This is a genomic window from Mycolicibacter icosiumassiliensis (genome assembly GCF_900078685.2).
GTDB lineage: Bacteria > Actinomycetota > Actinomycetes > Mycobacteriales > Mycobacteriaceae > Mycobacterium > Mycobacterium icosiumassiliensis.
Genome location: NZ_LT546166.1, coordinates 2099920 through 2117014 on the forward strand (window position 1 = coordinate 2099920; position 17095 = coordinate 2117014).

Sequence of the window (17095 nt, forward strand, 5' to 3'; positions counted from 1 at the left end):
GCTCTAGAAGCCCAGTCGACCGAGCTGCTTGGGGTCACGCTGCCAATTCTTGGCCACCTTGACCCGCAGGTCGAGAAACACCTTGGTACCCAACAGCTTCTCGATCTGCGTGCGCGCTGCCGTACCCACCTCGCGCAGCCGGGCGCCACCGCGGCCGATCACGATCCCCTTCTGGCTGTCGCGCTCGACATACAGCAGCGCATATACCTCGATCAGGTCTTCCCGATCGTCGCGCGGGCGCACCTCCTCGATCACTACCGCCAGCGAATGCGGCAGTTCGTCGCGCACCCCCTCCAGGGCGGCTTCCCGGATGAACTCGGCCATCAGGGTCTCTTCGGGCTCGTCGGTCAGTTCCCCGTCCGGGTAGAAGGCGGGCCCGACGGGCAGCGCGGCGGCCAGCACGTCGATCAGCACGTCGACCTGTTCGCCGCTGATCGCCGACACCGGCACGATCTCGGCTTCGGGCGCCAGCTCGCCGACCGCGACCAATTGTGCGGCGATCTTGTCGCGGGTGGTCTTGTCGATCTTGGTGACGACGACAACCAGCTTGGTTCTGGGTGCGACGACGCGGATCTGCTCGATGATCCAGCGGTCCCCCGGCCCGATGGCCTCGTCGGCGGGGATGCACAGGCCGATGACGTCGACCTCGGAATAGGTGTCTTTGACCAATTCGTTGAGCCGTTTGCCCAGCAGCGTCCGGGGCCGGTGCAGGCCGGGAGTGTCGACCAGGATGATCTGGAAGTCGTCGCGGTGCACGATCCCGCGGATGGTGTGCCGGGTGGTCTGCGGGCGGTTCGAGGTGATCGCCACCTTCGTACCCACCAGGGCGTTGGTGAGAGTCGACTTGCCGGTGTTGGGCCGGCCGACGAAACATACGAAGCCGGAATGGAATTCAGACATGACTCCCTCTCACCGAACGTGTACTCAGCGCGAGATCTCGGTCGGATTTTCGCCCTGAGTGCACGTTCGGCGCGCTCTTGGCGGCGTCGGGCCGGGTCTCAGTGCTCAACTGCGGTCTCCTCCTCATCGGGTGCAACCAGGCTGACCAGAACCGTGCTGATCCGCACCCGCCCGCGGCTGTCGCGGCTGCCCTCGGCCCGCAGACGCAGGCCGTGTGACACTACCTCGGCGCCGGGCAGCGGAACGCGGCCCAGCTCCAGCGCGAGCAGCCCACCGACCGTGTCGACGTCGAGACCGGAGTCGAACTCCACCCCGTAGAGCTCCCCGACGTCTTCGATCGGCAGCCGCGCGGAGACCCGAAACCTGTTGCCGTCCAGTTCTTCCACCGGGGCGACTTCGCCCTGATCGTACTCGTCGGCGATCTCGCCGACGATCTCCTCCAGCACGTCCTCGATGGTGACCAGTCCGGCGATGGCGCCGTATTCATCGACCAGCAGGGCCATGTGATAGCGGCTGCGCTGCATGTCTTCCAGCAGCGCGTTGAGCGCCTTGGAGTCGGGCATGAAGACCGCCGGACGCATCACCTGCGCCACCGTGGTGTCCCGGCCCCCGTTGGTCGAGTAATAGGTTTGTTGGACAAGGTCTTTCAGGTAGACGACACCGAGGATGTCGTCGACGTTCTCGCCGATCACCGGAATCCGGGAATGCCCGCTGCGCACCGCCAAAGACGTGGCCTGACCCGCCGATTTGTCACGCTCGATCCACACCATCTCGGTGCGCGGCACCATCACCTCGCGGGCCGGGGTGTCGGCGAGTTCGAAGACCGACTGAATCATCCGGCGTTCGTCGGCCGCCACCACGCCGCGTTGCTGTGCCATGTCGACCACTTCGCGCAGCTCGATTTCGGAGGCGAACGGCCCGTTGCGAAAACCCCGCCCCGGGGTCAGCGCGTTACCCAATACCACCAGCACGCGGCTGATCGGGGCGAGCAACACCGACAGGACCTGCAGCGGAAGCGCCGCGGCCAGCGCGATCGAATAGGCGTTCTGCCGGCCCAGGGTCCGGGGCCCCACCCCGATCACCACGAAGCTGACCACCACCATGGTCGCCGCGGCGGCGAACAGGCCCCAGTCCAGGCCGAGCACGGCGCTGAGCAGATAGACCAGCAGCGCGGTCGCGGTGACCTCGCAGGTGATGCGCAACAACACCACCAGGTTGATGTAGCGCGGACGCTCGGCCATCAGCTTGACCAGCCAGACCGCACCGGGCCGCTTCGCCCGCACCAGCTCCTCGACCCGCGCCGGCGATACCGTGCTGACCGCGGCGTCGATTGCCGCGAACAACCCGCCCAGACCGATCAGCGCAATCACGCCGAGTAGCAGCGGTGTACCGGTCACGGTTCGTCGAAGTACCTGGTCTTGTCCAGCAGCCGGCGGTCTTTCTCGCTCTGGGTCTCGGCCCGGTAGGTCTCCACCTGGTCGGCGACCCACTCCTCGAGTAGACGGCGCTGCAACGCGAACATCTCTTTTTCTTCGTCCGGCTCGGCGTGGTCGTAGCCGAGCAGATGCAGCACGCCGTGCACGGTCAGCAGCGCCAGTTCCTGGCCCAGCGAATGGCCGGCCGCTGCGGCCTGCTCGGCGGCGAACTCCGGGCACAAGGCGATGTCGCCGAGCATCGACGGACCAGGCTCGGGAGCATCCGGGCGGCCGCCGGGCTCCAACTCGTCCATCGGGAAACTCATCACGTCGGTGGGCCCGGGCAGGTCCATCCAGCGCATGTGCAAGTCGGCCATCGCGGCGGTGTCCAGCAGCACCATCGACAACTCGGCACCGGGATTGACGTCCATCTTGGCCAGCACGAACTTGGCCACGCTGATCAGCTCGACCTCGGAGACGTCGAGGCCGGATTCGTTGGAGACCTCAATGCTCATCGGCGTGACCTGCCTTGCGAGGCGCGCCGCGACGCCCGGTTCATGGCCAGCCCCGGCTGGACCTGTTCGGACTCGTGGCGCGAGTAGGCGTCGACGATCTCCGACACCAGTCGGTGCCGGACGACGTCGACGCTGGTGAGCTCGGCAACGTAGATGTCGTCGATGTCATCGAGGATGTCCACGGCGGCCCGCAGCCCGGATCTGGCCCCGCCGGGCAGGTCGATCTGGGTGACGTCGCCGGTGACCACCATCTTGGAGCCGAAGCCCAGCCGGGTGAGGAACATCTTCATCTGTTCGGCGGTGGTGTTCTGCGCCTCGTCGAGAATGATGAACGCGTCATTGAGCGACCGGCCACGCATGTACGCCAGCGGCGCCACCTCAATGACTCCGGAGCTCATCAGCTTTCCGATCAGCTCGGGATCCATCATGTCGTGCAGCGCGTCGTAGAGCGGGCGCAGATACGGGTCGATCTTCTCGCTCAAGGTGCCGGGCAAAAACCCCAGGCTCTCACCGGCTTCCACCGCCGGACGGGTCAGGATGATGCGGGTGACCTGCTTGGCCTTCAGCGCGCTGACCGCCTTAGCCATCGCCAGATACGTCTTGCCGGTGCCGGCCGGGCCGATGCCGAACACGATGGTGTGGGCGTCGATGGCGTCGACGTAACGCTTCTGGTTGAGCGTCTTGGGCCGGATGGTCTTGCCGCGCCGCGACAAGATGTCCAGGCTGAGGACTTCGGCGGGCGACTCGTTGCCGGTGCCCACCAGCATCCCCACGCTGTGTCGCACCGCTTCGGGTGTCAGGGACTGCCCGCCGGCCACGATCTCCACCAGCTCGGAGAGCACGCGTTCGGCCAGGGCGACATCGGCCGGGGCTCCGGAGATGGTGACGGCATTGCCGCGCACATGCAGGTCGGCAGGCATCAGGCGTTCGATGGCGCGCAGGTTCTCATCTGCAGAACCCAGCAGGCCCACGACCAGGTCGGGTGGAACATCGATGCTGCTGCGAACCTGGGAGGCAGCGTTGGCGTCGCGGGGCGTCACGTGGGTTCTGATGCCTGCTTTCTGCGGATTGGCCAGCGTTTGGGTCAAAGTCTAGCGCCGGACTGCGACGCTCCCCAACGACGAGATGGACCAGGATCGACAAACTGCATGTTAGCATGCATGCATGCGCACGACAGTCGAGATCACCGACGACCAGCACCGCGCCCTGAGTGCCATCGCGCAACGCCGCGGAGTACGCGGCTTCTCCGTGCTGGTTCAGGAAGCACTGGAGGGATACCTGGCGAACCTGGACACCGGCGAGGTCGACCTGCTGCTCCAGCTGGAGGGCATGCTGAGCGACTCCGACGCCCAGGAGATGCGCTCACGCGTCGGCGACGTGAGAAGCACGTGGCGGGCCTCGTAGTCGTCGACACCGATCTGGTCATCGATTTTCTGCGCGGCAAGGGCGCCGGTGCGGTGTTAGTACGCGAGTTGATCATCGAGCATCGTTTCCGCATCACCGCGATCACCGCGTTCGAATTGCGGGTCGGCGCCGACTTCCTGGCCCGCCGCGACGCGATCCTCCGGCTAGGGCGGTCACGGACCTTCCCGCTCGACCCCGATTCCGCACTGCACGCTGGCGAGATCGCCGCAACGCTGCGGTCCGCCGGCGAGGATATCGGGATGGCGGACTGCCTGCAGGCAGGTATTTGCCTGAGGTACGCCCTGCCGCTCGCGACCCGAAACCGCAAACACTTCAGCCGAGTTGCGGGCTTGCGGCTTTTCGACGTCGACGCCTGACTCGACAGGGGCACGACGTGGCCGCCGACTCAGGTGAGCGGTTCGTTCAAGACGGGGTGATGTCGCGCACGCGAAACTGCCGGGTATGAGCGAGGAAACCTTCACCCCTGCCCTGGGCCGCTTGGCGCCGGCCCGCTTCTTCGACTACGTGGTGGCGTTGACGCGCGAGCGGCTGTGGCGGGGCCTGGCCGTCATGCATCTGGCGCCGCGTCCCGACGACGCGATCCTGGACGTGGGTTGCGGCACCGGTTCGTTGGCGCTGCTGGCCGCTCGGGTGGAGCCGCAGGCGAAGGTCGTGGGTCTGGACCCCGATCCGGAGGTCTTGGCGGTGGCGCGCGAAAAGGATGCCGACGGCCGGGTGCGTTGGCTGACGGGGATGGGCGACGACCTGGTGGCATCGGTGGGCGCGGAGTCGATGGACGGCGTGATGTCCAGTCTGGTGCTGCACCAATGTCCGATGGACGTCAAGCGCGCCATCCTGGCGTCGATGTTCGCGGTGCTGCGCCCGGGCGGGCGGCTGGTGATCGCCGACTTCGGGTGGCAGCGGACCCCGCTGATGCGCCTGGCGTTTCGGTTCGTCCAGTTCGCCGACGGCAAGACCGACACTCAGCCCAACGCCGATGGTGTTCTGCCGGAGCTGATTTCGGCCGCCGGCTTCACTGATGTTCGCGAAGCCGACGTGGTGGCCACCATCAACGGCACGATCTCGATCTATACCGCCCGCAAACGGTGATCACGTAAGGGCCTGCAGCACCACCGACGGCGTCAGGCCCATCATCTCCCGCATCTGTCGGGTGAAGTGGGCCTGGTCGGCAAAACCTGCGGCAATCGCGGCCTGCGCCAACGGCATACCCGACTGCAGGGCTTCGACGGCCCGACGCAGCCGTGACCACACCCGCCAGCGGGTGAGCGGCATCCCCAGTTCCCGGCGAGCCAGCGCGCGCAGGCGCTGCGGCGAGAGGCCGATCTCGGCAGCCAAGCTCGGCATCGCGATGTTGCTGCCGGCCAGCAGGGCCAGCGCCGTCACCAGGCGCGGATCCAGCTCCTCCGACTGTCCCCGGCAGGCGGCCGCGACATCGGGCTCGCGCAGTTCGCCCAGCTCGGGGGCGGTGGCGATCCCGGCGCCGTAGCGCCCGCGCAGCCGGTCGGCGAACAGACAGTGCGGCTCGATGAAGTAGGTGATCAAGTCGCGGATGGCCAGGATGCGGTGCGGCGCCATCGGCGAGACGACCAGCGCGGCGGCCTGATACTGCGTCCCGGCCGGGTCCACCATCGCCACGTCGCCTCGCCCGGCGACCACGATCTGGAAGGCGCCGTGGCGGTGAATCGGACCACCGCCGCCCACCGGGCCGCGATACACCGCGTAGCCGTCGCTGATGCTCAGCGACGGCACCGCACTCGCCGGGCTAGTCACTCCCCCAGCGTGGGGTCAGCACCCCGAGCGCGCCGAGCGCGACTGCCGCCGCGGTCGAGGTGCGCAGCACGGTCGGCCCCAGCCGGGTGGCGACCGCGCCGGCGCCAGTCAACGCCGCCAGCTCCGCCTCGGTGATCCCGCCTTCGGGCCCCACCACCAGGGCCAGTGCCGGCACGGTGGGCCGGACCGCGTCGGCCAGTGCGACGCCGGCCGCGTCGTGCAGTACCAGCACGGTTGTAGCCGCAGCCACCTGTTCGCGGACCCACACCACCAGCTCTGCGCCGGTCAGCGCCCCGTCCACCGGCGGAATGTGGGCCCGGCGAGACTGCCCGGCGGCCGCCCGGGCGACCGCCTGCCAGCGCCGCACTCCCTTGTCGGCGCGTGGGCCGTCCCAACGGGCCACGCACCGCTCGGCCTGCCAGGCCACGAAAGCGTCGGCCCCGGCCTCGGTGGCCAGCTCGATCGCCAGCTCGGAGCGTTCGGATTTGGGCAGCGCCTGCACCACGGTGACGGGCGGGGCGGCCGACGCGACCTGTCGTCGCTCCAGTACGCGCGCGGTCAGGCCATCGCGTGAGGCCTCCTCGACCTGGCATTGCGCCACCACCCCGGCACCATCACCGAGGGTCAGTTGCTCACCGGGCCGGATCCGGCGCACCGTCGCGGCATGGAACCCAGCGTCGCCGCCGAGTACGGCCAGCGCACCCACCCCGGGCAGCGCGTCGACGTAGAACAGGCCTGCCACCGCGGGCTCAGCGCCCGGTGAAGGTTTCGCGCAGTCGGCTGAACAGCCCGCCAGTGTTCGTCGTGTGTGCCGAGCGAACCTCGGCGGTCTCGCGGTCGCGGTGCTGTTTGAACTGGCGCAGCAGCTCGGTGTCATGGCTGTCGAGGCGCTCGGGAACCACCACCTCGATATGGGCGTGCAGGTCACCGCGCGCCCCGGTGCGCACCTGCGGCATGCCCTGGCCGCGCAGCACGATGGTCGCCCCCGGCTGGGTGCCGGCCGGGATGGTGATGTCGGTGGCACCGTCGAGGATCGCATCCACGGTCACGGTGGTGCCCAGCGCCGCGTCAACCATCGGCACGCAGATGTGGCAGTGCAGGTCGTCGCCGTCGCGGGCGAAGATGTCGTGGGGCTGTTCGTGTACCTCGACGTAGAGGTCACCGGCCGGTCCCCCACCCGGACCGACCTCACCCTGGGCGGCCAGCCGGACGCGCATGCCGTCGCCGACTCCGGCCGGGATCTTGACGCTGATCTCACGGCGCGAGCGCACCCGGCCGTCGCCGCCGCACTGGTGGCACGGGTCCGGGATCACCTCGCCGACGCCGCGGCAGGTCGGGCACGGCCGCGACGTCATGACCTGGCCCAGCAGCGAGCGCTGCATGCTCTGCACTTCGCCGCGCCCGTGGCAGGTGTCACACGTCATGGGGCGTGAGTCCCCGTTGGTGCCCCGGCCCTGGCAACGGTCGCACAGCACCGCGGTGTCGACCGTGACGCGCTTGGTCACCCCGGTTGCGCACTCGGTGAGGTCCAGGCGCATGCGCAGCAGCGAGTCCGAGCCCGGCCGGACCCGGCCGATCGGGCCGCGGGAGGCCGCACCGCCGCCGAAGAATGCTTCGAACACGTCGCCGAGGCCGCCGAAACCGCCACCGAAACCGCCGCCGAAGCCGTTGCCGGCACCGCCGCTTTCCAGCGGGTCGCCGCCGAGGTCGACGATGCGGCGCTTCTCCGGGTCGGACAGCACCTCGTAGGCGGCGCTGATCTCCTTGAACTTGGCCTGCGCCGCTTCGTCGGGGTTGACGTCGGGGTGGTAGGTGCGCGCCAGCTTGCGGTAGGCGCGCTTGAGCTCGGTGTCGGTGGCGTCCTTATCGACGCCCAACAAGCCGTAATAGTCGCGTGCCACGCCTGACCCTTCCCAACTTCTGCCAGCCGGAGATTTAGCGGGCCCCGAGCACTTCACCGATGTACATAGCAACCGCTGCAACACTGGCGATAGTTCCCGGATAGTCCATCCGGGTGGGACCCAGCACCCCCATACCCCCGTACACGGTGCCCTGTGACCCGTAAGCGGTGGACACCATCGAGGCGCCGGCCATCTCCTGCGCCTCGGTCTCGTGACCGATGCGCACCGTGACTTTACCGGCTTCCTGCTGCACGGCGAGCAGCCGCAGCACCACAACCTGCTCTTCGAGAACTTCCAGCACCGACCGCAGCGAACTGCCGAAGTCGGCGGCATTGCGGGTCAGGTTGGCGGTACCACCCAGCAGCAGGCGCTCCTCGCGGTGCTCGACCAACGATTCCAGCAGCACGGTCGCCGAGCGCCCCACCGCGTTGGCCAGGCCGGGAGAAAGCCCGCTGCGCCCATCTAGGTGCCCGGCGAGTTCGGCGACGGCGGTGGAGGCCGCCGAGATCCGCTTGCCCTCCAGCGCGGCGCCGAGGATCTCCCGCAGCTGGCTGAGCTGGTGGTCGTCGATGGGCTCGCCCAACTCGACGATGCGCTGATCGACCCGGCCGGAGTCGGTGATGACCACCAACAGCAGCCGCGCCGGGGTCAGTGCAATCACCTCGAGGTGGCGCACCGTCGACACCGACAGGGTCGGGTACTGTACGACGGCCACCTGGCGGGTCAGCTGGGCCAGGGTGCGCACCGCGCGGCGCAGCACGTCGTCCAGGTCGACACCGGAGTCCAGGAACGACAGGATCGCCCGGCGCTCCGCGGACGAGAGCGGCTTGACGTCGTCGATCCGGTCGACGAACTCCCGGTAGCCCTTCTCGGTGGGCACCCGCCCGGAGCTGGTGTGCGGCTGGGCGATGTACCCCTCGGCCTCCAGTACCGCCATGTCGTTGCGAACGGTGGCCGGGGAAACCCCCAGGTTGTGCCGTTCGACCAGGGCTTTGGAGCCGATCGGCTCCTTGGTGGCGACGAAGTCCGCGACGATGGCACGCAGTACCTCGAAGCGGCGATCATCAGCCACGCCCATGGGTGCTCACCTCCTGCTCCGAACAGCTACGGCCGTCCTCGATTTTACGGTGAAGCCGCCAACAGCCGGTGCTCGATGCTGTGCACGATGCCAGGCTCGCGGTCTCGCACCAAACAGGCGACGTCGACGAAGCGTGCGACGAGTGGCGACGGCTCGTCGTCGATCCAGCCCACCGCGATCGCCGAGCCGGGCCAGTCGTCGATCGGCAGGAACCGGACACCCGTCGCCGGCATGAAGTGCGCGGCCGCCGCGCTGGTGACCGCGATGGCCGCCCCGGCGGCGACCACCTGTGCTTCCTCGGTGATCGAATCGGCACGCACCACGTCGATGATCGTCGCATCGGTCCGCGCCGCGGCCAGGCTCCAGAAGGCGTGATGGGCTTCGTCGACGCTGGACGACTGGGTGATCGGGTCGTCGAGAAGGTCCCGCACCGACACCGACGTCCGTCCGGCGTGGCGGTGCGAGGCCGACACCATGGCGACGACGGGATCCACCGCCAGGATCTCGGTTGTGATGTTCGGTGTGCTCTGCGGCAGCCGCAGGAACGCCACGTCGGTGGCCCGCGACGCCAACCCGGCCGACGGATCGCTGACCTGGAATTCCCGCATCTCGATGGTGACGTCGGGGTGGCGTTCGCGGAACTCGGCAATGATCGGTGCGGTCAGTTCGAGCGCGGCGCCCGGCACGTAACCCAGCCGCAGCGTGCCGACGACCCCGCGGGCCGCTTGCTCCGCGGCGGCGGCGGCGCTGTCCAGCGCGGCCAAGACGGCGCGTGCTCCCGCCAGGAAGACTTCGCCGGCGGGCGTCAGCGTCACGTTGCGGGTGGTCCGTTCGAACAGCTTGACGCCGAGTTCGTCTTCGAGGTCTTTGATCTGGCGGCTCAGTGCCTGCTGCGCCAGGTAGACACGCGCTGCCGCCCGACTGAAGTGCAGTTCTTCAGCAGCCACCACGAAGTGGCGCAGCTTTCGCGTGTTGATGTCGATGGTGCCCGATCTTAAGGCACCACGTGGTGGTCGAGCGGTCCATCGAGTGCACCCACGGAGACCGCCTTCAAGTCGACTCCCGATCGACCGAGTCTGCGCGCACCGGTGATCAAAGCGTCGATGACGCGGGCTGCCTCGAGGTAGCCGAGACCGTCCGGGGGGTGCACGTTGGACACGCAGTTGCGTTCGGCGTCGGTGCGTCCCGGCCGCGGCAGGTGCGTCAGGTACAGCCCGAGGCTGGCGGCCACCGACAATCCCGGTCGCTCACCGATCAGCACCACCACGGTCTGGACGCCCATCGCCGCGCCGATGTGGTCACCGAGCGCCACCCGGGCTCCGGTGGCGATCACCGGAGCGGCGATCGTGCGGTGAGCGCCCACCACCTCGGTCAGCGCGCGCAGCAACGGAACACCGTGTTCGGTCAGCGCCGCCGGGGACAGTCCATCGCACAGTACGAAGCCCACCTGCGCTGGACTGCAAGGGATTTCGCTTAAATCATCGGGCAGGCGACCAAGGTCGGGGCGGCGCAGATATTCCTCGCGGCTGCTCGCTCGGCTGGTGACCGCCACGGGTTCACCGAGTCCCACCGCGGTCACCTGCTGCGCCAGGTGCTCGATGTCGAATGGTTGGCGCACCGCGTCGCGGGCCAGGGCATGCGCCGCCCGGAACTCCAGGACGCTGCGGGTCGGCTGGGCGTCGCCGGAGCGGCCGAGACCGATCCGCGCCTGGGTGTGGCGGCGCAGGTCCTGCCAGATGTCGCGAGAGCCCGAACCGGACGGCGGCGGCTGCGCCAGGCTCATGCCGGCGCCGCCAGTGAACGCAACGGTGAGCGCTCCACCGCGCTGGGAAGCACCCGGCCGGACTCGTCGGCGATACCGATCCCCTGCAGCCAGGCCTCGAACTCGGGGGCTGGACGCAGGCTCAGCACTCGGCGGGCGTAGAGCGCGTCGTGGAAGGACATGCTCTGGTAGCCGAGCATCACATCGTCGGCTCCGGGCACGGTGATGACGAAGTTGCAGCCGGCGACGCCGAGCAGCGTGAGCAAGGTGTCCACGTCGTCCTGGTCGGCTTCGGCGTGATTGGTGTAGCAGACATCGACACCCATCGGCAGGCCGAGCAGCTTGCCGCAGAAGTGGTCCTCAAGCCCGGCCCGGGCGATCTGCTTGCCGTCGTAGAGGTATTCGGGTCCGATGAACCCGACCACGGTGTTGACCAGCAGCGGCGAGAACTCGCGGGCCACCGCGTAGGCCCGGGCCTCCAGGGTCTGCTGATCGACCGGCCGGCCTCCGCCGCCCAGGTGGGCGTGCGCGCTCAGTGCCGAGCCCTGGCCGGTTTCGAAGTACATGACGTTGTCCCCGACCGTCCCGCGCTGCAGCGACAGCCCGGCCTCGTGGGCGGTACGCAGCAGGTCGAGGCTCACGCCGAAGCTGCGGTTGGCCCCCTCGGTGCCGGCGATCGACTGGAACACCAGGTCGACCGGGACGCCTTGCTCGATCAGCTCGATGGTGGTGGTCACGTGCGAGAGCACGCAGGACTGGGTCGGGATCTGGTAGCGCAGCCGGATGTCGTCGAGCAGGTACAGCAGATCGGCGGTGGCCCGCGGTGAGTCGGTGGCCGGGTTGATGCCGATCACCGCGTCGCCGCAGCCGTGCAGCAGCCCGTCGAGAGTGGCCGCGGCGACACCGCGAGGGTCGTCGGTCGGATGGTTGGGCTGCAGCCGGGTGGCCAGGCGGCCCGGCAGGCCCAGCGTGGTGCGAAAAGCGCTGGTGACCGAGACCGATCGTGCCACCGCGATCAGGTCCTGGTTGCGCATGAGCTTGCTGACCGCGGCCACCATCTCGGGGGTCAGCCCGGGCCCGACGCGACGCAGGGTCTCGGCCGCCGTCGGCGTCGCCGCCACCTCCAGCAGCCAGTCCCGCAGACCGCCGACGGTCAGATGCGAAATCGCCCGGTAGCCGTCGCGGTCGTGGCGATCGATGATCAGCCGGGTGACCTCGTCGGTCTCGTAGGGCACCACGAGGTCACGCAGAAACGTGTCGAGCTCGACCTCGGCCAGTGCCCACTGCGCCGCGGCCCGTTCGGCGTCGCTGGCGGCGGCACAGCCGGCCAGTTCGTCACCGGATCGCCGCGGGGTGGCCTTGGCCAGCAGGTCGATCAGCCCGTCGAACTGGTAGGTGGTGCCGGCCAGCGTCTGCGTGTAGGTGGTCACCGCAGGCCCCTTCCGCTCAGCCGGGTCGGATGATCGAGTCGACGGCGGCACGCGTGTGTGACGAGGAAATGCCATCGCGCGCCGATTTGAGTCGCGGGCGAAGAAATGCATCCCGCGGCCACCAGTTTTGCATATCGGCGACGTGATTCCATAATTCGCGCATTTCGCCGGTGGCGCGAAAACCTCAACTCGGTGGTAATGTCGCCCGCTTGTGGGAATTGCAGCAGCAATCAATGATGATCTGACCCTGGCACTCAAGCTGGCGGACCTGGCCGACGCCATGACGATGGACCGGTTCGGCGCACTGGACCTGCGGGTCGATACGAAGCCGGACCTCACTCCGGTCACCGACGCCGACCGCGCGGTCGAGGTCGCACTGCGCGAGGCCCTGGCCCGCGATCGGCCCGATGATGATGTGTTGGGTGAGGAGTTCGGCGGCAGTGCGACCTTCAGCGGCCGCCAGTGGGTCATCGATCCGATCGACGGAACCAAGAACTTCGTGCGCGGTGTGCCGGTGTGGGCCACCTTGATCGCCCTGCTCGACGACGGCGTTCCGCGCGTCGGCGCGATCAGCGCCCCCGCGTTGAGCAGGCGGTGGTGGGCCGGCGATGGCCTGGGCGCATTCGCGACGTTCGGCGGGGCGGCGCCACGACGGCTTTCGGTCTCCGCGGTGGCCGACTTGGGTTCGGCGAGCCTGTCGTTCGCCGGACTGACCCAGTGGGCGCACCTGGGACTGCGACAGCGCTTCCTGGATCTGACCGACAGCGTATGGCGAACGCGCAGCTACGGCGACTTCTGGGCCCACTGCCTGCTTGCCGAGGGCGCACTGGACATCGTTGTCGAGCCCTCGTTGTCGCTGTGGGACATGGCGGCACTGGACATCCTGGTCCGCGAGGCGGGTGGGACGTTCACCGACCTCAGCGGCACCGCCGGCCCGCACGGCGGCAGCGCGGTGGCTACCAACGCCCTGCTGCACGCCGCGGTGTTGGACAGCCTGGGCGTGGCCTAGCACCTTCCCGGCGGCCAGCAGATTAACAACAAAAATCCGTCAATCGTGTCGTTTTTTGGTGTTGGAATTCTCCCCAGCAATTTGACATTATTGGCCAGCGGCCATTGAACAAATGGCGCGGAAATTCTTAGCGCCCCACCCGCAGCCGATATTCGGACGTGCAGGAGATCATGAATTCGGGTATTTCACTGCGGGGCCACGGTGGATCAGCCGGCGTGATGGCGGCGGAGTGGGCGCGACGCGATGTGACGCCGTGTCGGTCGACCATGGTTAGCTCAGCTATTGCGCGTGCGAACAACAACACGATGATTCCTTGGGGTTTCTGACCCGGAGGGATCCTCAAGATGGAGGATCTGCTCTCACCATGTCCGACTTTCCTTACACGGACCGCTACACCGTCAACCGCACGCTGCCCGAGCAGGGCCGGCCGCGCGACGAAGTGCTCGCGGAGCTGCGTGACATGGCGCAGGCCGAGGACCCCACCTGGGAAACCGGCAAGGTGTCCGGGACCATGTACTGCGGTGACCACGAGCACTACCGCTTCCTTGATGAGGCATTCGGACTGTTCGCCCATGTGAACGTGCTCCAGCGCGACATCTGCCCGTCGGCGACCAAGTTCGAGGGCGAAGTCATCGCGATGGCACTGGACCTGATGCACGCCGAGGCCATCACCGACACCGAGCCGGTCGGCATGGTCACCACCGGTGGCACCGGCAGCATCATTCACGCACTGCTGGCCTACCGTGAGCACGCCGCCAAGCATCGAGGCATCACCAGGCCCAATTTCATCAAGCCCGAAACCGGTCACCCGGCCTTCGACAAGGGCTGTCACCTGTTCGGCATCGAGCTTCGCAAGGCGCCCGTCGACCCGCAGACCGCTCAGGTCGATGTCGAGTGGGTGGCGAACAACATCGACGAGAACACCATCGCGATCATGGGCTCGGCCTGCAATTACGGCTACGGCACCGTCGACCCGATCCCGGAGTTGGGACAGTTGGCCGTAGCGCGCGGGGTGGGCTTGCACGTCGACGGCTGCCTCGGCGGTTTCGTCCTGCCGTTCGCGAACGAGTTGGGTTATGACGTACCAGTTTTCGACTTCCGGGTGCCCGGTGTCACCAGCATCTCGGCAGACAACCACAAGTACGGCTACGCGCTCAAAGGTGCTTCGACGCTGCTGTTCCGCGACAAGGCGTACCGCAATGCGCAGTACTTCTTCCTGCCGGATTGGACCGGCGGCAAGTACATGTCCCCGGGCATCGAAGGCTCCCGGTCGGGCGGGCTGATCGCCGCCGCGTGGGCGTCGATGGTGCAGCTGGGCCGCGAGGGCTACCTGCGCTACGCCAAGGCGATCCTGGAGACGGCGTCGGCGATGCAGGATGTGGTGCGCAGCCATCCCGAACTGACGATCATCGGTTCGCCCACATTCTGTTTCAGCTTCCGCTCCGACGAGTTCGACATCTACCACGTCGCCGACGCCATGAAGCCCAGGGGCTGGCGGTTCAACGGCCAGCAATACCCCAACGCCATCCACATGGCGGTCACCCGGCCGCAGACCCAACCCGGTGTCGTCGAGGCATTCACCGCCGATCTCGATGACGCGATCGAGTACGCCAAGAAGAAGACCGCCGCCGGTGAGGCACCGATCAGCGCCGCGGTCTATGGCGGCGTTCCCGGCGGAATGACCGATGAGGCGGCTCAGTTCATCGAAGGGTTCATGGAGCACATCCTGGACACCCAGCAGTCCTTGCCGCCCCTATGAGCAGTGCGGAGCGCGTCGATCGCGTCGTTCTGGCCGTCGACCTGGGCACTGGCGGCCCCAAAGTCGGCTTCGTGTCCTTGGAGGGCACCGTGCTGTGGTCGGACCTCATCGCGGTCTCGACCGAGTACGGTCCGGACGGAGCCGCCATCCAGGACGCCGGCCTGTGGTGGGAGATCATCCGCGACGCCACCAAACGCGGGCTGGCCGAGAGCGGCATCCGCGGCGAGCAGGTGGCCGGGGTGTCGATCACCGGGCAGTGGGCCAGCACCGTCCCGGTCGACGCCGCGGGACGTCCGGTGGGCCCGTGCGTGATGTGGATGGACACCCGCGGTGCGCCCCACAGCCGCAAGGCATTCGGCGGCCGTATCGCCGGATACCGGCCGCGGGTCCTGCTCAGCTGGCTTCGTCGCAATGGCGGCATCCCCTCGCCCAGCGGGGACGATCCGGTCGGGCACATGCTGCACCTGCAGCACGGCGACCCAGCTGTCTTCGCGGCAACCCGCTGGCTCCTGGAGCCGGTCGACTACCTCGGCATGTGTTTCACCGGACGGGCGGCGGCATCGCGGGCCTCGATGATGGGCAGCTGGCTCACCAACAACCGCAACCTGGACGTGCTCGACTACGACGACGTGCTGGTGCGCCTGGCCGGTGTCGATCGGGCGAAACTGCCGCCGCTGGTGCCGACCGGTTCGATCATCGGTCCGGTGGCACCGGCGGTCGCCGCCGAACTCGGCATATCGCCTGCGGCCCAGGTGGTCACCGGCACCCCGGATCTGCACAGCGCAGCGGTGGGTTCGGGTGCGGTGCGCCAAGGTGAGCTGCACCTGACCATCTCCACCACGTCGTGGATCAGCTGCCCGGTGGCGTTCAAGAAGACCGATGCGTTCCACCAGTTGGCCACCGTTGCGGGCCTCGACCCGACGTCCTACCTCGTGGTCAACAATCAGGACACCGCTGGCCGAGCGCTGCAATGGCTGCGCGACACCGTATTCGACGATCTGGACTACGACGCGCTGACCGCAGTGGCGGCGGACGCACCGGCCGGCTCGAACGGGGTGATCTTCACGCCCTGGCTCAAAGGCGAGCACTCCCCCGTCGATGACCGCCGTGCCCGCGGCGGTTTCCACAACCTGTCGCTGGCCACCACCCGCGCCGATCTGGTTCGTGCGGTGCTCGAAGGGGTCGCCTACAACAGCCGCTGGCTGCTCGAGTGCGTGAATCGGTTCACCCCCAACGCCGGACCGATCCGGATCGTCGGCGGCGGGGCACGCTCGGACCTGTGGTGCCAGATCATCGCCGACGTCACCGGCCGTACCTGCGAGCGGGTGGCCGATCCGTTGAACGCCCAGTTGCGGGGCGCGGCGCTGTTCGCCGGGATCGGGATGGGCGAGTTGGATCGCGACGCATTACGCGACCTGATCCCGCTCGACGGCGTATTCGAGCCGGTGGCCGCCAATCACGCGGTCTACGACCGGCTCTTCGCCGAGTTCCCCGGGCTCTACACGGCGCAGAAGGGCATGTTCGGCCGCCTCAACCGCTGACCCACGTGTGCCGCGAGCCCGGGAAACCCGACGCTACCGCTAGTGGGCGGCGAGGATCTGCATCAGTTGCATCGCCGAGTCCTGCGACAGCACCCAGCTGCCCTGGTCCACGAGTTGAAGCGGCACGGTCTGCGGCGCCGGCGACTTAGGACCGGTAATCGTCACGTTGGCAAGTGCCTTGCCGTCGCCGGTAGACACGACGTTGAGCACGTCGAAGTTGTAGGGCAGCTCTCCGTCGCGGTAGGCCCTGCGCAGCTCGCTGTCGAGTCCATGACCCTCGTGCTGCGTGATGCCGTTCTCGACCAGATCACCCTTCTCCTTGTAGCCGATGCCGGCGTCGCTGAGCCTGTCGAGCATGCCCGCCACTTCACCGGTGGTGGGCAGCGGAGCTCCCTGGGCCGGAGGCGCCGGCGCAGGAGCCGGTGCCGGGTCCAGCGGCAGCGGCGCACCGGCCACGGAGTCCTGCGGCGCGGCCGGCTCTGCAGAGGCAATGCCTCCCCCGGACAGCCCGATCACAGTCAGCGCCGCAGCGCCCAGGAGTAGAAGTTTTCCAGTCACGGTTCCCCCTTCGAACGACGGATATCGGAGCC

18 protein-coding genes are annotated in these 17095 nt (G+C 68.1%); 6 read left to right on the plus strand and 12 right to left on the minus strand.

Annotated features, from left to right (window positions below):
• Window positions 1-3 precede the first annotated feature (3 nt).
• The 4 genes from era to BN4346_RS33980 all read right to left on the minus strand — a co-directional run bounded on the left by era (window position 4) and on the right by BN4346_RS33980 (window position 3870).
• A complete protein-coding gene (gene era / locus BN4346_RS33965; RefSeq protein ID WP_067971519.1) occupies window positions 4-900 on the minus strand; it encodes a GTPase Era in 897 nt (298 codons plus the stop codon).
• Window positions 901-998: 98 nt separating this feature from the next.
• Window positions 999-2297 carry a hemolysin family protein gene (locus tag BN4346_RS33970; protein WP_067971522.1) on the minus strand — a complete coding sequence of 433 codons (1299 nt, stop codon included), beginning with the start codon at window positions 2295-2297 and terminating at the stop codon, window positions 999-1001.
• Entirely contained in the window at window positions 2294-2830 is a 537-nt protein-coding gene (ybeY, locus tag BN4346_RS33975; protein ID WP_046283889.1) for an rRNA maturation RNase YbeY, read from the minus strand. The genes BN4346_RS33970 and ybeY overlap by 4 nt, the downstream gene beginning before the upstream one ends.
• A complete protein-coding gene (locus tag BN4346_RS33980) occupies window positions 2827-3870 on the minus strand; it encodes a PhoH family protein (protein WP_067972386.1) in 1044 nt (347 codons plus the stop codon). The genes ybeY and BN4346_RS33980 overlap by 4 nt, the downstream gene beginning before the upstream one ends.
• 124 nt (window positions 3871-3994) lie before the next feature.
• Here BN4346_RS33980 and BN4346_RS48140 point away from each other — a divergent pair, with 124 nt between their 5' ends.
• The 3 genes from BN4346_RS48140 to BN4346_RS33990 all read left to right on the plus strand — a co-directional run bounded on the left by BN4346_RS48140 (window position 3995) and on the right by BN4346_RS33990 (window position 5344).
• Window positions 3995-4234, plus strand: coding sequence for a hypothetical protein (locus tag BN4346_RS48140; RefSeq protein WP_067971525.1), 240 nt, complete (start codon window positions 3995-3997; stop codon window positions 4232-4234).
• Window positions 4219-4611 (plus strand): type II toxin-antitoxin system VapC family toxin, encoded by a 393-nt coding sequence (locus tag BN4346_RS48145; protein WP_067971530.1) that lies wholly within the window; start codon window positions 4219-4221, stop codon window positions 4609-4611. Before BN4346_RS48140 ends, BN4346_RS48145 begins: the two co-directional genes overlap by 16 nt.
• Before the next feature lie 85 nt (window positions 4612-4696).
• Window positions 4697-5344: a class I SAM-dependent methyltransferase gene (locus BN4346_RS33990; protein ID WP_067971535.1), complete on the plus strand. Its 648-nt coding sequence runs from the start codon at window positions 4697-4699 to the stop codon at window positions 5342-5344.
• Here the strand turns inward: BN4346_RS33990 and BN4346_RS33995 are convergent, their stop codons facing one another.
• From BN4346_RS33995 to BN4346_RS34025, 7 genes are read right to left on the minus strand one after another with little or no spacing between them, the layout of a single operon-like run.
• Complete coding sequence (locus tag BN4346_RS33995) at window positions 5345-6025, minus strand: helix-turn-helix domain-containing protein (RefSeq protein WP_067971540.1); 681 nt, start codon at window positions 6023-6025, stop codon at window positions 5345-5347.
• On the minus strand, window positions 6018-6767 hold the full coding sequence (locus BN4346_RS34000; RefSeq protein WP_067971544.1) for a 16S rRNA (uracil(1498)-N(3))-methyltransferase: 750 nt from the start codon (window positions 6765-6767) through the stop codon (window positions 6018-6020). The genes BN4346_RS33995 and BN4346_RS34000 overlap by 8 nt, the downstream gene beginning before the upstream one ends.
• A 7-nt stretch (window positions 6768-6774) precedes the next feature.
• A complete protein-coding gene (gene dnaJ / locus BN4346_RS34005) occupies window positions 6775-7926 on the minus strand; it encodes a molecular chaperone DnaJ (protein WP_067971547.1) in 1152 nt (383 codons plus the stop codon).
• A gap of 34 nt (window positions 7927-7960) precedes the next feature.
• Entirely contained in the window at window positions 7961-9004 is a 1044-nt protein-coding gene (gene hrcA / locus BN4346_RS34010; RefSeq protein WP_067971550.1) for a heat-inducible transcriptional repressor HrcA, read from the minus strand.
• A gap of 44 nt (window positions 9005-9048) precedes the next feature.
• Window positions 9049-10071 (minus strand): LysR family transcriptional regulator, encoded by a 1023-nt coding sequence (locus BN4346_RS48975; RefSeq protein ID WP_327344901.1) that lies wholly within the window; start codon window positions 10069-10071, stop codon window positions 9049-9051.
• The gene (gene eutC / locus BN4346_RS34020) at window positions 9999-10787 is read right to left on the minus strand and encodes an ethanolamine ammonia-lyase subunit EutC (protein WP_067971553.1); all 789 of its coding nucleotides are present in this window, start codon (window positions 10785-10787) and stop codon (window positions 9999-10001) included. The genes BN4346_RS48975 and eutC overlap by 73 nt, the downstream gene beginning before the upstream one ends.
• Window positions 10784-12196 (minus strand): ethanolamine ammonia-lyase subunit EutB, encoded by a 1413-nt coding sequence (locus BN4346_RS34025; protein WP_067971554.1) that lies wholly within the window; start codon window positions 12194-12196, stop codon window positions 10784-10786. Before BN4346_RS34025 ends, eutC begins: the two co-directional genes overlap by 4 nt.
• 217 nt (window positions 12197-12413) lie before the next feature.
• Between BN4346_RS34025 and hisN the strand changes: the two genes are divergently transcribed.
• The 3 genes from hisN (at window position 12414) to BN4346_RS34040 (ending at window position 16505) form a co-directional block, all read left to right on the plus strand.
• Window positions 12414-13205 (plus strand): histidinol-phosphatase, encoded by a 792-nt coding sequence (gene hisN / locus BN4346_RS34030; protein WP_268811496.1) that lies wholly within the window; start codon window positions 12414-12416, stop codon window positions 13203-13205.
• 364 nt (window positions 13206-13569) lie between these two features.
• Window positions 13570-14964 carry a pyridoxal phosphate-dependent decarboxylase family protein gene (locus BN4346_RS34035; protein WP_067971555.1) on the plus strand — a complete coding sequence of 465 codons (1395 nt, stop codon included), beginning with the start codon at window positions 13570-13572 and terminating at the stop codon, window positions 14962-14964.
• A complete protein-coding gene (locus tag BN4346_RS34040) occupies window positions 14961-16505 on the plus strand; it encodes a xylulokinase (protein ID WP_067971556.1) in 1545 nt (514 codons plus the stop codon). The genes BN4346_RS34035 and BN4346_RS34040 overlap by 4 nt, the downstream gene beginning before the upstream one ends.
• Before the next feature lie 39 nt (window positions 16506-16544).
• Here the strand turns inward: BN4346_RS34040 and BN4346_RS34045 are convergent, their stop codons facing one another.
• Window positions 16545-17063 carry a hypothetical protein gene (locus tag BN4346_RS34045; protein WP_154677586.1) on the minus strand — a complete coding sequence of 173 codons (519 nt, stop codon included), beginning with the start codon at window positions 17061-17063 and terminating at the stop codon, window positions 16545-16547.
• Window positions 17064-17095: the final 32 nt, after the last annotated feature.

What these genes read in the sequence shown, in the direction of transcription:
- BN4346_RS48140 (WP_067971525.1), top strand. Translation starts at nt 3,995, where the DNA reads ATGCGCACGACAGTCGAGATCACCGACGACCAGCACCGCGCCCTGAGT.
- BN4346_RS34040 (WP_067971556.1), top strand. Translation starts at nt 14,961, where the DNA reads ATGAGCAGTGCGGAGCGCGTCGATCGCGTCGTTCTGGCCGTCGACCTG.
- BN4346_RS33990 (WP_067971535.1), top strand. Translation starts at nt 4,697, where the DNA reads ATGAGCGAGGAAACCTTCACCCCTGCCCTGGGCCGCTTGGCGCCGGCC.
- eutC (WP_067971553.1), bottom strand. Translation starts at nt 10,787, where the DNA reads ATGAGCCTGGCGCAGCCGCCGCCGTCCGGTTCGGGCTCTCGCGACATC.
- ybeY (WP_046283889.1), bottom strand. Translation starts at nt 2,830, where the DNA reads ATGAGCATTGAGGTCTCCAACGAATCCGGCCTCGACGTCTCCGAGGTC.
- era (WP_067971519.1), bottom strand. Translation starts at nt 900, where the DNA reads ATGTCTGAATTCCATTCCGGCTTCGTATGTTTCGTCGGCCGGCCCAAC.
- hrcA (WP_067971550.1), bottom strand. Translation starts at nt 9,004, where the DNA reads ATGGGCGTGGCTGATGATCGCCGCTTCGAGGTACTGCGTGCCATCGTC.
- BN4346_RS34035 (WP_067971555.1), top strand. Translation starts at nt 13,570, where the DNA reads ATGTCCGACTTTCCTTACACGGACCGCTACACCGTCAACCGCACGCTG.